This window comes from Mycolicibacter sinensis, assembly GCF_001667945.1.
Classification (GTDB): domain Bacteria; phylum Actinomycetota; class Actinomycetes; order Mycobacteriales; family Mycobacteriaceae; genus Mycobacterium; species Mycobacterium sinense_B.
This window is the reverse complement of the sequence record NZ_LZJK01000074.1, coordinates 1-14,360: the sequence shown is the minus strand read 5'-3', so window position 1 is coordinate 14,360 and position 14,360 is coordinate 1. Positions and strand designations below refer to the sequence as shown.

The following is a 14,360-nucleotide window of genomic DNA, read 5'->3' as shown; positions in this document are numbered from 1 at the left end:
CCATGGATTTCGCGTTTTTGCCGCCGGAGATCAACTCGGGCCGGATGTATTCCGGCGCCGGGGCGGGGCCGCTGCTGGCCGCCGCGGCGTCCTGGGATGCGCTGGGCGTCGAGCTGAACACCGCGGGCCTCGCCTACGAATCGGTGCTCACCGAGCTGGCATCGGGCTGGGCCGGACCGAGCGCCGCGGCCATGGCGGCAGCCGCCGCACCGTATGCCCAGTGGATGCGCGCCGCCGCGGTCCTGGCCGAGGAGACGGCCCTGCAGGCCCGGGCCGCCACCGCCGCCTACGAAACCGCGTTCGCGATGACGGTGCCCCCGCCGGTCATCGCCGCCAACCGCAGCCTGCTGATGGCCCTGGTCGCGACCAATTTCCTGGGCCAGAACACCCCGGCGATCGCGGCCACCGAAGCCCACTACGCGCAGATGTGGGCCCAGGACGCGACCGCCATGTCCGGCTACGCCGCCGGCGCCGCCGCCGCCACCAAACTCGTCCCGTTCACCCAACCGCCGCGCACCACCAGCACGGCCGGGCCGGCCGCCCAGGCCGGGGCGGTGGGGCAGGCGGTGGCCACCGCCGCCGAGGGCCAAGGTGAGGGCGTGCTCGCCGGAATCGGCCAGGCGCTGCAGGGCTCCACCCTTCCCGCGGGGTCGTCGGCGGGGGTATCGGCGCTGGCCGGTGTGATCGGCCCGCTGACGGCCGCGGCCACGGCCGGCGCGCCCGCCGTCGAACTCTCCAACGCCGGCCTGGAACTGGTCGTCGACTCGGTGGGCACGTTCGGCATCGATGCGCTCGGCACCTTCCTGATCGATCCGCTCGGCGTCTTCGGGGTAGTCGAGGAAGTGGCTCGAGCCGCCCTTGCCGGCGCCATGCCGGTGACGGCCAGCATGGCCTCAGCGACCTCGATCAGCGGTTTGTCGGTGCCACTGGCCTGGACGTCGGCGGTGCCCTCGGCGATCGGGCAGGCCGGCGTGGCGTTGGCGTCCGCCGCCACCTCCGCGCCCGCGGCCGCGGCATCGGGTGTGGCCGCCGGCGAGACCGTGGTTCCCGCGGTGGGGATGGCCGCGGCGGGTCTGGCGGGCCGGGCCAGCGCGGGTGCCGCTCGGGGCCGCCGGGGCCCGACCACCGGCAGGACCACGGCCCCGCAGCCGCCGTCCTCGCGGTCGCACGAGCTGCCGGAGCTGACGCCGGAGTCGGCCTTCGGCCTGCTGATGGGCGCCGATGTGGAGCTGCGTGAGCTGGCCGAGCTGCGCAGCGCCGGCATCCTCACCGAGGAGGAGTACGCCGCCGAGAAGCGGGCCCTGGTCGGCCGATAGCGACTAGAGCAGATATGCCTGTTCGGGTTGCGGCTCGGCCGGCGCGATCAGTTCCGGGCCGTTGTTGCGCACGCTGTTGACCAGGGTGGACACCTCCCGCAGCGCGATCCCTTGGGTCTCCGGGCGGTAAGCCAGCAGCGCGGTGTCCAGCGACGCATCCGGGTCCAACCAAGCGTCCCAACGGTTTTCGGGAAGCAACAGCGGCATCCGATCGTGTATCTCGGCGAGTTCCCCAACCGCCCCGGTGGTGATGATCGTGACGCTGAGCAGCGGGGCGGACCGCCGGTCGCCGCGCCACACCGACCACAGGCCGGCCGCGAACAGCATCGCGCCGTCGCCGTAGATGTAGAACGGGGTTTTGCGGGCCTTCTTCCCCGCCGGTTCGGCCCGCCATTCGTAGAAGCCGTCCATCGGCACCAGGCAGCGCCGGTGGTCGGCGGCTGAGCGGTAGGCCGGCGAGGTGGTGACCTTGTCGGCGCGGGCATTGATCAGCAGCGGGCCGCCGGTCGCCGGCGCACCGTCGGGGCCGGCCTTGGTCCAGGGCGGCACCAGCCCCCAGCGCATCAGCCGCACCCGCCGGGTCGGCACGTCGGCGGGATCGGCGTGGCGGCTGACCACGGTCGCGACGAGATCGGTCGGTGCCACGTTGTAGCTCTGCCCCGGATCAGCGTCGGCCGGCACCTCGTTGACGGCGTCGATCCGCTCGGCCAGCAACGCCGGGTCGGTGGTTACCGCGAAACGCCCGCACATGTCTCCATGGTGGCAGCTAGTCGAGCCGGGTGGCGGCCACCGCCCAGAACGGCATGTGCACCAGGTTGTCTTCGAGCAGGGGCTGCAGGATCGCGAACCGCTGTGCCAGCGCACGGACCCCCTCCACCAGGTCTTCCCGGCCGAGCGCCTCCATCACCGCGACCATCTCGGTGAAGGCGTCGGGGTCGAAGGTGCCCTGATAGGTAGTGGTCCCGATGTGGTCGATGCGCCACCCCGCTTCGGCCAGCAACGGCCCGAACCGCTCGGGCGACAGGCCGTCGAGTTGCCAGCCGTTGACGTTGTGGCGGCCGGCCTCGAACATGAACAGCCGCGCCTGCGCCTTGGTGGCCCGGTGCAGGGCACGCGCATAACGCAGCTGGGTCTCCTCGTCGTCCTGAAAGACGTGGTAGAACGCGCTGTCGACGACGGTGTCGAAACGGCCGTCGAACCCGGCGAGTTCCACCGCGTCAGCGACCTGGAAGTCGACGCTCACGCCGGCTGCCGCGGCGTTGCGTTGCGCCTGCGCGATCGCAGCCGGGGACTGGTCTACTCCGGTTGTCGAATAGCCGTGAGCCGCATAGTGAATCGCGTGGTGTCCCGGCCCGGTGCCGGGATCCAGCACCGCGCCACGCAGCGCTCCGTAGGCCACCAGTTGCTGCACCGCGGGCTGCGGTCGGCCGATGTCCCAGGGCTCGGGCGGACCCGCCGGCGGTGCGAACTCGGTATCGTTGCTCATCGCTGTCCACTGTGCGTGACGCCGGTTAACGACATCGGAACGGACGGTGTACGAACGGCGATAACGGCACCGGTGATGGCAAGATCGCCGCTGTGCGCCTCTCAGTGCTCGACCTCGCGCCGGTGCGCACCGACCAATCCAGTCCGGACGCACTGGCAGCCTCCCTGCGCCTGGCGAAGCTGGCGGACGGGCTGGCCTACACCCGCTACTGGGTCGCCGAGCACCACAACATCCCGTCGGTGGCGGCGACCAGCCCCGCGGTGCTGATCGCGATGCTGGCGGCCGCGACCTCCCGGATGCGGGTCGGCTCCGGCGGGGTGATGCTGCCCAACCACGCACCCCTGGCGGTGGCCGAGCAGTTCGCGCTGCTCGAGGCGGCCCACCCGGGCCGTATCGACCTGGGCATCGGACGGGCGCCGGGCGCCGACCCGGTGGCGACGATGGTGCTGCGCGGCCCGACCGGCCGCGCCGACCACAACGTCGACGACTTCCCCGACCATCTCGATGACCTGATCGCCCTGCTGGGCGCCGCCGGCGTGTCGGTGCAGCTGCCCGACGGCAGCTATGTCCTCAAGGCGACGCCACACGCGCTGACGTCACCGCGCGTCTTCCTGCTGGGATCGTCGCTGGAGTCGGCGCGGGTCGCCGCGGCCAAAGGACTGCCCTACGTGTTCGGCCATCACCTGTTCGGCGAGCACACCGCCGAGGCACTGGCGCTCTACCGGTCGGAGTTCGTGCCGAGCGAAGCCGCCGCAGAGCCGATCACCTTCCTGACCGTCAACACCGTCGTCGCCGAAACCGGCGCGGAGGCAGCCGCTTTGATACTTCCCCACCTGCACCTGCAGGCGCGGACGGCGACCGGGCAGCCGCCGGGCCGCCTCGAACTGGTCGAAGAGGCCCAGCAGGCGACGCTCACCCCGCAGCAGCACCGCGTCGCCCAGGGTGAGCTCGAGCGCGCCGTGGTGGGAACACCGACCGAGGCGCTGGGGCAGTTACGGGAGCTGGCCGGCCGGTTCAGGGTCGACGAAGTGATGCTCAATCCGGTCGCTTCGGCCCGGCGCGGCACCGCCCCGGGCACCGCGCCGGGGCGCGAATCCACGCTGGCACTGCTGGCCGACGCGCTGAACTGAAGATGAACCGCCGGTAACGGCTGCACGACTTCGGCGTGCGGATCGGTGAATGAATCGGGTGCGGTTCCGAACGGTCGGTGAACAACTGCTGACAGTCTGCGAAAAGCCAGCTCCGCGGGTGTGTCACGGCGTTCAGATCGCCTAGCGTCGGGTGTGCACCCAACCGGGTAGCGCGATCCGCATCTCGACGATCGCAGATGACGAAGGACTCGACGAGGAGCGTTATGTCGTTCGTAACAACGCAGCCGGAGGCGCTACTGGCCGCGGTTGCCAACCTACGGACCATCGGGTCGGCGATGACCGCCCACAGCGCCGCAGCAGCGGCCCCCACCACCGGCGTGGTTCCCGCCGCCGCCGACGAGGTCTCCGCGCTGACCGCAGCGCAGTTCGCCGCGCACGCCCAGGCCTACCAGATGGTCAGCGCCCAAGCCGCAGCCGTGCACGAGATGTTCGTGAACGCGCTGAGCAACGGCGCCGGTGCGTACGCCGCCACCGAGGCGGCCAACGCCGCCGCGGCCGGTTAGGTCACCGCGATGGACTACTTGTCGTCCCCGCCGGAGATCACCTCCACCAAGATCTATACCGGCCCGGGCTCGGAACCGATGACGGTGGCGGCGTCGGCGTGGAGCGCGCTGGCCGCCGAACTGAAGTCGATTGCGGCCTCCTACCGGGCGGTGATCAACCAGCTCACCACCGAGGAATGGCTGGGGCCGGCGTCGGCGACGATGGCAACCGCGGCGGCGCCCTACATCAACTGGATGGAGCTCACCGCTGCGCAGGCCGAGCAGGCCGCCGGGCAGAGCCGTTCCGCCGCCTCGGCCTACGAGACCGCGCGCGCGACGATCGTGCCGCCGATGGCGGTCATGGCCAACCGCCAGCAGTTGCAGCAGCTGGTCGCCACCAACATCCTCGGGCAGAACACCCCGTCGATCGCGGCCACCGAAGCCGAGCACGGCGAGATGTGGGCACAGGACACGCTGGCGATGTACGGCTACCACGCCCAGTCCAGCGCGGCGACCAAGCTCAGCGACTTCACCGCGCCGCCGAACCCGACCAATCCGGGCGGCGAGGCCGCCACCGGCAACGCGGTCGCCCAGGCGGTCGGCAGCGCCACCGGGACGCAGGCCACCAAGGCGTCGGGCACGTTGCAGAGCCTGGTGAACTCGCTGACCACGAAGGCCGCCGACGCCACCACCGGCAACCCGGCCCAGGATCTCCTCAACGACCCGAACTACCAGCTCGGCAACCAGGCGATGACCCAGCTGGTGACCAACGCCAACCTGCAGTCCAACAACGTCTGTGCAGTCTGGCGTGGTGTCAGCGGTGTGCTCGGCCTGCAGAAGTTGGCGGCCGACTCGGCCAAGGCCGCGTCGTCGGGAGCCGCGAGCGCGGCGTCGGGCGCGGCCGGTGCGGCCTCGGGCGCGGCCAACGCCGCCAGCGGTGCCGCCGGTTCGATCGGGGGCCTGTCGGTGCCGCCGACCTGGGTTCCGCCGGCCCCGCCGGTGAGCACGCTGGGCCCGGTCTCCGGCGGCTCGTGGGTGCCGGTCGGCCCCGCCGCCAGTGCACCGGTCCCCTCGGCGGGCGGGATTCTCGGCACGACGCCGATGGCGCCCCCGACCGGCATGCCCGGCATGCCCGGAGTCCCGGCCGCGGCCGCCGGTGCGGCCGGAGCCGGATATCGCGGGTTCGGCGCGCCGCGCTACGGGACCCCGTTGACCGTCATGCCACGCCGCCCGTTCGGCGGATAGCACCCGAGGGGTTCAGTGATCGACTACGGGGCACTGCCACCGGAGATCAACTCCGCCCGGATGTATGCCGGAGCCGGATCCGGGCCGATGCTGGCGGCTGCGGGCGCCTGGGATGTGCTGGCCGAGGAGTTGAGCCTGACCGCAGCCGCGGTGGACCTGGCCATCACGGATCTGACCACCACCTGGCGCGGTCCTTCGGCGGCGGCCATGGCGGCGGCGGCACTGCCGTTCACCACCTGGTTCAAGACCACCGCCGCGCAAGCCGAGCTGGCGGCCAGCCAGGCCAAAGCCGCCGCGGCGGCCTTCGAGACCGCATTCGCGATGACCGTTCCGCCGCAGGTGGTCGCGGCCAATCGGGCGCAGCTGCTGATGTTGGTCGCCACGAACTTCTTCGGCCAGAACACCCCGGCCATCGCGGCGACCGAAGCCCACTACGCGGCGATGTGGGCGCAGGACGCCGCGGCGATGTACGGCTATGCGGGTGGCTCTGCCGCGGCCACGCAGCTGTCGGAGTTCACCTCGCCGCCGCAGACCACCAATCCGGCCGCGCCCGCGGGGCAGGCCGCCGCCTCCGCCCAGGCCGCCGGCAACTCCGCGGCATCGCAGGCCGCGACCGCGACGCAGTCCTTGACCGCGACGCAATCCTTGACCGCGGCCCAGTCCTTGACCGCGGCCCAGTCGGTCGCCCAGGCGGGCACCGCCACCGGAACCGCCGGCTCCTCGGGCACCACCGTGCCGCCGGCCACCGCGGGCCTACAGCAGCTGGTCAGCCAGCTCACCACGCTCACCGGCTACACCAACTCGGCGATGGGCCTGTTCCGGATCGGCGACTCCGTCGGTCAGGGCCTCAACGGCTGGGAGGTGTCCGGTCAGGCCGTCTCGGAGTCCCGGGCATTCTTGACCGACATGGCGAAGGCAGCCGAAAGCTCCATCAAGGGGGCGGGAACCGCGTCGGTCCGGGCACCGGGTTTCGGCGCTATGAACCCGTCGGTCGCGCTCGGCAAGGGGATGCAGATCGGCGGCCTGTCGGTGCCGCAGAGCTGGCCGACGACGCCCAGTTCGGCCAATCCGGCGACCCTGGTGTCGAGCCGGATGGCAGCGGCCTCGGAAAGCGTGGCAAGCGCCGCAGCCTCAGAAGCCGGCATGGTGCCGCGGGCGGGCGTGCCCGGCATGGCGGGCTTGCCGGGGGCCAGTGCCGCCGCCGGCGGGCCCACCGGCTTCCGGTTCGTGCCGCGCTACGGCTACCGTCACCGGGTGATGAACCGGCCGCCCAGCGCCGGATAACCCCGGATCACCGGCCCAGCGTGAAGCTGGCTTCACGCTCACGGCTCGAGCGTGAAGCCAGCTTCACGCTGGGCGTCGGGGTTTGGCGCTGGACACCATCGGCTGGGTGTCGCGGGAGAATCAGGCCGGTTTGGCCGGTTTGGTATCGGTACCGCCGACTACCTCGGCCGGTGCGTCACCGAAACGGCTCGCGACCACCGGCACCCAGATCTGGGCGCCGCGCTGGCCGCACTCGTTGGTGTCGACGGTGGCGACCATCGCACCGTGCAGCACGCCCGGGATGGTCGGCTCCAACGACAGCACCTGGGTGGTGGTCTGGTTGCTCAGCCGCCCGTCGGCGCCCACACACGGGGCCGTCAACTGCTGTGGCCGGGACCGCCAGGTGTCGCTGACGTATTCGAGAACCATCTCGGTGCCGCCGTCGGGCAGTGTGGCCGCCTTGTGGTGGTCCTTCTGGTCGAGCATCGTCGCCGTGGCGGTACACACTTTGGTGTCGCAAGACGACCGGACCGCCCACCAGGTGCTCACGTTGGGCGGCTGCGGGTTGGGGACACCGTTGTACTTCTCCCCCGCCCGGTTGGCGTCGACCCGGAAGGTCCCCTCGAACGCCGGCGCCGTGGGCGGTTGCGCCACCACGCCGGCCGGTGCCTCACCGGCGGCGGCGGCCGTCTCCACCGGCTCGTCAGCCAGTAGTCGCGGGACGACGGTCGCCACCGATCCCACCAACACCAGGGCCAGCGGCAGCACGACAGCCGGACGGGCCAATACCGCCAGTCGGCTTCGCGGTGCTGCGGCGGCGCCCGCCGGTAGTGGCACGCCCCGAACGACGGTGCTGGCGACGTCGGAGGTCTCCTCGGCAGCCGGGTCGTCCAGCCGCTCCGCCAGCGCCGTGACGAAATCCGAGCAGTTCCGGAACCTCTCGGCGGGGTCTTTGGCCAGCGCCGCCGCGAGTACGTCGTCGAACGGGTGCAGCTCGGGACGGTGCGCGCTGACCAGCGGCGGAGGCGTGTTCAGGTGGTGGCTGATGACGGTCACCGGGTTGTCATGCTGGAACGGCGGCGTCCCGGTGAGCATCTGGAACGTGGTGGCGGCCAGCGCATACTGGTCGGCGTATTCCAGCCCCTCCGAGCCCATCAGTTGCTCCGGCGCGGCGTAGGCGATGGTGCCGATCGCCAGGTTGCTCGCGGTCAGCCCGCTGGGACCGCTCAATTGCCGGGCGATACCGAAGTCAGCCAGCACCGCGCTCAGCTCGCCGTCCTCCTGCTCGGTCACCAGGATGTTGCTGGGTTTGACGTCGCGGTGCACCACACCTTTGCGGTGGGCGTAGTCGAGCGCATCGGCGATGGATGCCACGATCGGGATGACGGCCGCCGCCGGCATGCCGGCCGGAAACCGGCGGCAGATCAACTCACCGAGCGTCTCACCGTCGATGTACTCCATCGCGATCCACAACCGCCCGCGATACTCACCGCGATCGTGCACCCGCACGATGTTCGGGTGATCGAGCACCGCGGCGGCTTCGGCCTCCCGCCGGAAGCGCTCCTCATACTCGTCGTCGGCGCTCAACGACCGGCGTAGCACCTTCAGCGCATCGTGGCGCGGCAGGCGAGGGTGCTGAGCGAGATAAACCTTGCCCATCCCGCCTGCGCCCAACAGTTTGAGGATGGTGTACTCAGCAAAAATCGAGCCCGCTGCCAGAGCCATGCCGCCGATGGTAACGATGCTGGGTGAACGGCTGGGTGCTGCAAAGCGGCCAGCGGGCAAAGAACGTCACACCAGCGCCGCATACCGGCGCCTGGCAGGATGAAACCGTGACCACTTGGCCGGCACCGACCACCAGCACCCCTGTCGAGGCAACGGTCACCGTGCCCGGCTCGAAGTCCCAGACCAACCGGGCGCTGATCCTGGCGGCGCTGGCGGCGGCGCGCGGCGGCGAGGTCTCCACCCTCTCCGGCGCCCTGCGCAGCCGCGACACCGACCTGATGCTCGACGCGCTGCGCGCCCTGGGACTGCGGGTGGAGGCGGTGGCTCACCAGGTCACCGTCAGCGGCGAGATCGACCCGGAGCCGGAAACCCGGCTGAACTGCGGCCTGGCCGGGACGGTGTTGCGGTTCGTGCCGCCGCTGGCCGCGTTGAGCACCGCCACGGTGACCTTCGACGGCGACGAACAGGCCCGCAGCCGGCCGATCGCGCCGCTGCTCGATGCGATGCGCAGGCTGGGCATCGCGGTCGACGGTGATGGGCTGCCGTTCGCGATCAAGGGCGCCGGGTCGGTCGCCGGGGGCACGGTGGAGATCGACGCGTCGGCCTCCTCGCAGTTCGTCTCGGGCCTGCTGCTGGCCGGTGCCGCGTTCGACGCCGGACTGACTGTGGTGCACACCGGTCCGTCCCTCCCGTCGGCACCGCACATCGCGATGACGGTGGCGATGCTGCGGCAGGCCGGAATCGACGTCGACGACAGCACCGGCAACCGCTGGCAGGTGCGGCCGGCGACTCCGGCGGCCCGGCACTGGGAGATCGAGCCGGACCTGTCCAACGCCACGCCGTTCCTGGCGGCCGCCGTGGTCACCGGCGGCGAGGTGCGCATCACCGACTGGCCCGCGTTCGGGGTGCAGCCGGCCGATGCCATCACCGACATCATCGGTCGAACCGGCGCAGCGATCCGCCACACCGATTCGCAGCTGCTAGTCCGCGGCCCGGACAGCTATCCCAGTTTCGACGTCGACCTGCGCGCGGTCGGCGAGCTCACCCCGACGGTGGCTGCACTGGCGGCGCTGGCGGCGCCGGGATCGGTGTCGCACCTGCGCGGTATCGCGCATCTGCGTGGCCACGAGACCGACCGGCTGGCGGCGTTGACCACCGAGATCAACCGGCTGGGCGGCAAGGCCGTCGAGACCGCCGATGGCCTGGTGATCACCGCGACACCGCTGCACGGCGGAACCTGGCACTCCTATGCTGACCACCGGATGGCCACCGCCGGCGCGATCATCGGATTGCGGGTCGCCGACGTCGACGTGGAGGACATCGAGACCACCGCCAAGACGCTGCCCGCGTTCCCCCGGATGTGGGCGGAGATGCTGGCCGATTCGGGTTCGGGCGCTTGAGGCCCAGCGACTACGACGAGTCCGACGTCAAGGTCCGTTCCGGCCGTGGCTCCCGGCCGCGCACCAAGATCCGCCCCGAACACGCGGATGCGCAATCGGCCATGGTGGTCAGCGTCGACCGCGGCCGCTGGGGCTGCGTGCTCGACGGCGACCCGGGCTGCCAGGTCACCGCGATGCGGGCCCGCGAGCTGGGCCGCACCCCGATCGTCGTCGGCGATCACGTCGACGTGGTCGGGGACCTGTCCGGCCGGCCCGACACGCTGGCCCGCATCGTCCGCCGTGGACCCCGGCGAACGGTGTTGCGGCGCACCGCCGATGACACCGACCCGACCGAGCGGGTGGTGGTCGCCAACGCCGACCAGCTGCTCATCGTGGTGGCCCTGGCCGACCCGCCGCCGCGCACCGGCCTGGTCGAGCGGGCCTTGATCGCCGCCTACGCCGGCGGCCTGGCGCCGATTCTGTGCCTGACCAAGACCGACCTGGCCGATCCGGAGCCGTTCGCCGGCCAGTTCGCCGACCTGGATCTCACGGTGGTCACCGCCGGCCGTGACGACCCGCTCGAGGCGGTGGCCGAGTTGTTGACCGGCCGCATCACCGTGCTGCTGGGCCACTCCGGGGTCGGCAAATCAACCCTGGTCAATCGCCTTGTCCCCCAAGCTGATCGAGCTGTCGGTCAAGTCACCGACATCGGTCGCGGGCGGCACACCTCCACCCAGTCGGTGGCGCTGCGGTTGGTCGGCTCCGGCTGGGTGATCGACACCCCGGGCATCCGGTCGTTCGGCCTGGCCCATATCGCCCCCGACGACGTGCTGATGGCGTTCTCCGACCTGGCCGCGGCGATCACCGAATGTCCGCGCGGCTGTGGGCATCTGGGGCCGCCCGCCGACCCCGAATGTGCGCTGGACACCCTGACCGGGCCGGCCCAGCGCCGCGTCGAGGCGGCGCGCCGGCTGCTGACGGTGCTGAGGGAGGCGTAGCGCGCCATCCCACGGCCGACCCGGAATCTCACGACACCCGTGCGGCGTGTCGCGTCGTGAAATTCCGAGTCGACTCGGGAGATCAGGCCGCGAGGTCGGCCCGCCCGTCGCGGCGCCAGCCCCGCACCGCCGAGATCGCGGTTTTGAGCCCGCGGCGCCGCCCGGTCACCGGATCGGCCCCGGCGTAACCGGGCTGTAGCCCGGCGAACATCTTCTCGCTGCGGGTCTCCGGGGCATCGTCGGCGGTGTCGCGCAGGAATCGATCGGGCAACGACAGTTTGGCGATGGTGCGCCAGGTCTTGGCGTACTGCACCAGGAACGGCCCGGAGGTGTAGGGCAGGTCGTACTTCTCGCACACCTGACGTACCCGCTCCGCGATCTCGGGGTAACGGTTACTGGGCAGGTCCGGGTACAGGTGATGTTCGATCTGATGCGACAGGCTGCCGCTGAAGAACCGCATCGCCGGACCGGCGTCGATGTTGGCGCTACCCAGCAGTTGCCGCAGATACCAGTGGCCGCGCGACTCCCCGACCATATCGGTCTTGGTGAACTTCTCCGCGCCGTCCGGGAAGTGGCCGCAGAAGATGATCGCGTTGGACCACACATTGCGGATCACGTTGGCGATCGCGTTGGCCCGCACCGTTGCCCAGAAGGTGGCACCGGGCGACAGTGCCGTCAAAGCCGGGAACGCGACGTAATCCTTGAACAACTGCCGGCCGGCCTTGGCGGAGAACTCCCGCACCCGCACCAGCGTCGCCGCACGGTCGCTGCGCCCCTTGAAGATCTTGCCGATCTCCAAGTGCTGCAACGCGACTCCCCACTCGAAACCGATCGCCAACATGGTGTTGTAGAACAGGTTGAGCAGGTTGAAACGCTTCCAGGGCGCATCGCGGGTGACCCGCAGCAGGCCGTAGCCCACGTCGTCGTCCATCCCGAGGATGTTGGTGTACTTGTGGTGCTGGAAGTTGTGGGTGAAGCGCCAGTGCTTGGACAGCCCGGCCATGTCCCACTCCCAGCCGGTGGAGTGGATCTCCGGGTCGTTCATCCAGTCCCACTGGCCGTGCATGACGTTGTGGCCGATCTCCATGTTCTCGATGATCTTGGCCACCCCCAGGGTCGCGGTGCCGGCCCAGCGGACCGTGCGGCGCGAGCCGGCCGCCAGCAACACCCGGCCGGTCACCTCGAGCAGGCGCTGGGCGGCGATGGTGCGACGGATGTAGCGGGCGTCGCGCTCGCCGCGGGAGTCCTCGATGTCGCGGCGAATGGCGTCGAGTTCCGCGGCGAGGTTCGCCACATCGGCGTCGCTGAGATGCGCGAACGCCTCGACGTCGGTTACCGCCATTGGACCGCCTTCCACAGAGCGTCTTACTACTTGACCTACGCTATCGTAACCTACGTTCCCGTAGGTTACCAACGGGTAACCGTCAGACGTCCAGCTCGCAATCGCCGGCGGCCGTCGAGACACACGTCTGGATGCGGGTGCCCGGCTCATGGTCGACACCGCTGCGCAGATCGCGGACCTGGCCGGCCACCAACTCCACCACGCAGGACTGGCAGATCCCCATCCGGCAGCCGAACGGCATCTGCACCCCGGCGCTCTCACCCGCCTCGAGCAGTGTGGTGGCCGCATCGGTGACGACGCTCTTGCCGCTGGCTGCGAAGGTGACAGTACCCCCACCGGAGGCCACCGCGGTACGGGCGATCGTGAATCGCTCGATGTGCAGGTGGTCGGCGATCCCAGCGTCCGCCCAGATGCGCTCGGCATCGCCGAGCAGCGCCGCCGGCCCGCACGCCCAAACCTGTCGGCCGCGCCAGTCGGGCACCTCGGCGTCCAGCATGGCCGGCCCGGACAGGTCCAGCCGGCCCTGGGAGCGGGTGGCGCGGAACAGCAGCCGGTAGCCGGGGTGCTCCCGCGCCAATGCGGCCAATTCCTCGGCGAACAGCATGTCGGCGGGCGTGGGCGCCGAGTGCAGGTGCACCACATCGGTGATCCCGCCCCGGCGGGCCAGGGTGCGCAGCATCGACATGACCGGCGTGATCCCGGACCCGGCGGTCAAAAACAGCACCGTGGCCGGCGCCGGTTCGGGCAGCACGAATTCGCCCTGCGGAGCGGCCAACCGCACCACGGTGCCCGGCACGACGCCGTCGACCAGGTGGCTGGACAGGAAGCCCTCAGGCATCGCCTTGACCGTGATGGCGATGGTGCGGCCCCCGGTCGGGGCCGACGTCAGCGAGTAGGACCGCCAGCGCCAGCGCCCGTCGACCAGCAGCCCGATGCCGATGTACTGCCCGGGCCGGTAGTCGAAGTGGAAACCCCAGCCGGGTTTGATGACCAGCGTCGCCGAATCGGCGGTTTCACGTCGCACCTCCAGCACCCGGCCGCGCAGTTCGCGGGCCGACCACAGCGGGTTGGCCAGCCGCAGATAGTCGTCCGGCAGTAGCGGCGTGGTGATACGGCTGGCGATGCGCCGCAAGGCATTCCAACCCGGATGGCGGTCGGCGCCGACGACGGTCGGCCGCTTGGTGTCGCCGATGTTGGCACTGATCGACGCATATTTCTTGCTCACTGAAACTTCCCTGCTCGCTACCGAAGGTCGGTAAACCTACGGTAGCGTAGCTTGCCCGATCCGACATCAGAGCAGCTCAAGCAGGAACGGCAGCTCCTGGGTGGCATACCAGGCCAGGTCGTGATCCTGGGCGTCGCCCACGGTCAGCTCGGCATCCTCGTCGCCGAGATCGGCGTCGTCGATCGCTGCCACCGCCGCGCGCACCGCCGGCTCGGCGGCCGCGTTGTCCACATACGCCGCGACCACCTCGCCGATCTCGACCGGCCTGGGCAGCCGCACCACGGCGGCATCGAGATCCGGGCGGGCGGTGACCGGCTCGACCTCGGCGACCAGCACCGCCCTGCGGGTCGGCAGTGTCTCGCCGCTCGGGGCCGGGTCGGCGGTAGCGAGCAGCCGCAGTGACGCCAACGCCGCTTCGCCCAGGGCCACCTCGGCCAGTTCCTCGTCGTCGCCGTGCGCGTAGGACTCCCGCAGCGCCGGCGTCACGGCGAACGCGGTCCCGCTGACCGGCCGCAGTGAACCGTCGGCGACCAACTGGGTCAGCATGGCCAGCGTCGCCGGGATGTAAACCCGCATGAGCTCAGACCCTAGCCGCGATCGCGAGCGCGGCGAAGCCGGGCGAAGCGGGTCGCGGCCATCAAATCAGCCGCGATCGCGAGCGCGGCGAAGCCGGGCGAAGCGGGTCGCGGCCATCAGGCACGGGTCGCCGGGATGGCTGCTCACGCCTCGCTCACCAGAGTGGCGGCGT

At 70.9% G+C, this 14,360-nt stretch carries 13 protein-coding genes; 7 read left to right on the top strand and 6 right to left on the bottom strand.

Annotated features, from left to right (window positions below; all coding sequences use genetic code 11):
* Positions 1-2 precede the first annotated feature (2 nt).
* Complete coding sequence (locus tag A5694_RS25075; protein WP_064921655.1) at positions 3-1,316, top strand: PPE domain-containing protein; 1,314 nt, start codon at positions 3-5, stop codon at positions 1,314-1,316.
* Between the two features lie 3 nt (positions 1,317-1,319).
* Here the strand turns inward: A5694_RS25075 and A5694_RS09845 are convergent, their stop codons facing one another.
* Both A5694_RS09845 and A5694_RS09840 read right to left on the bottom strand, forming a co-directional pair.
* Positions 1,320-2,066, bottom strand: coding sequence for an SOS response-associated peptidase (locus A5694_RS09845; protein ID WP_064921654.1), 747 nt, complete (start codon positions 2,064-2,066; stop codon positions 1,320-1,322).
* 16 nt (positions 2,067-2,082) lie between these two features.
* Positions 2,083-2,802 carry a class I SAM-dependent methyltransferase gene (locus A5694_RS09840; RefSeq protein ID WP_064921653.1) on the bottom strand — a complete coding sequence of 240 codons (720 nt, stop codon included), beginning with the start codon at positions 2,800-2,802 and terminating at the stop codon, positions 2,083-2,085.
* 92 nt (positions 2,803-2,894) lie between these two features.
* On the opposite strand from A5694_RS09840, the gene A5694_RS09835 reads away from it, so the two are divergent.
* The 4 genes from A5694_RS09835 to A5694_RS25070 all read left to right on the top strand — a co-directional run bounded on the left by A5694_RS09835 (position 2,895) and on the right by A5694_RS25070 (position 6,964).
* Positions 2,895-3,932 carry an LLM class flavin-dependent oxidoreductase gene (locus A5694_RS09835; protein WP_064921652.1) on the top strand — a complete coding sequence of 346 codons (1,038 nt, stop codon included), beginning with the start codon at positions 2,895-2,897 and terminating at the stop codon, positions 3,930-3,932.
* A 224-nt stretch (positions 3,933-4,156) separates the two neighbouring features.
* Entirely contained in the window at positions 4,157-4,456 is a 300-nt protein-coding gene (locus A5694_RS09830) for a PE family protein (protein WP_064921651.1), read from the top strand.
* A gap of 9 nt (positions 4,457-4,465) precedes the next feature.
* The gene (locus tag A5694_RS09825; protein ID WP_064921650.1) at positions 4,466-5,680 is read left to right on the top strand and encodes a PPE family protein; all 1,215 of its coding nucleotides are present in this window, start codon (positions 4,466-4,468) and stop codon (positions 5,678-5,680) included.
* A gap of 15 nt (positions 5,681-5,695) precedes the next feature.
* Positions 5,696-6,964: a PPE family protein gene (locus tag A5694_RS25070; protein ID WP_064921649.1), complete on the top strand. Its 1,269-nt coding sequence runs from the start codon at positions 5,696-5,698 to the stop codon at positions 6,962-6,964.
* Positions 6,965-7,084: 120 nt separating this feature from the next.
* Here the strand turns inward: A5694_RS25070 and A5694_RS09815 are convergent, their stop codons facing one another.
* Positions 7,085-8,668, bottom strand: coding sequence for a serine/threonine-protein kinase (locus tag A5694_RS09815; protein ID WP_064921648.1), 1,584 nt, complete (start codon positions 8,666-8,668; stop codon positions 7,085-7,087).
* 107 nt (positions 8,669-8,775) lie between these two features.
* Between A5694_RS09815 and aroA the strand changes: the two genes are divergently transcribed.
* The gene (gene aroA, locus A5694_RS09810; protein WP_064921670.1) at positions 8,776-10,068 is read left to right on the top strand and encodes a 3-phosphoshikimate 1-carboxyvinyltransferase; all 1,293 of its coding nucleotides are present in this window, start codon (positions 8,776-8,778) and stop codon (positions 10,066-10,068) included.
* On the top strand, positions 10,065-11,045 hold the full coding sequence (gene rsgA, locus A5694_RS09805; protein WP_064921669.1) for a ribosome small subunit-dependent GTPase A: 981 nt from the start codon (positions 10,065-10,067) through the stop codon (positions 11,043-11,045). Before aroA ends, rsgA begins: the two co-directional genes overlap by 4 nt.
* A gap of 82 nt (positions 11,046-11,127) precedes the next feature.
* On the opposite strand, the gene A5694_RS09800 is transcribed toward rsgA, so the two are convergent.
* The 3 genes from A5694_RS09800 to A5694_RS09790 form a co-directional block, all read right to left on the bottom strand.
* On the bottom strand, positions 11,128-12,387 hold the full coding sequence (locus tag A5694_RS09800) for a fatty acid desaturase family protein (protein WP_064921647.1): 1,260 nt from the start codon (positions 12,385-12,387) through the stop codon (positions 11,128-11,130).
* 82 nt (positions 12,388-12,469) lie between these two features.
* On the bottom strand, positions 12,470-13,612 hold the full coding sequence (locus tag A5694_RS09795) for a ferredoxin reductase (protein ID WP_064921646.1): 1,143 nt from the start codon (positions 13,610-13,612) through the stop codon (positions 12,470-12,472).
* Positions 13,613-13,678: 66 nt separating this feature from the next.
* Complete coding sequence (locus A5694_RS09790; protein ID WP_064921645.1) at positions 13,679-14,188, bottom strand: DUF6912 family protein; 510 nt, start codon at positions 14,186-14,188, stop codon at positions 13,679-13,681.
* Between the last annotated feature and the right edge of the window lie 172 nt (positions 14,189-14,360).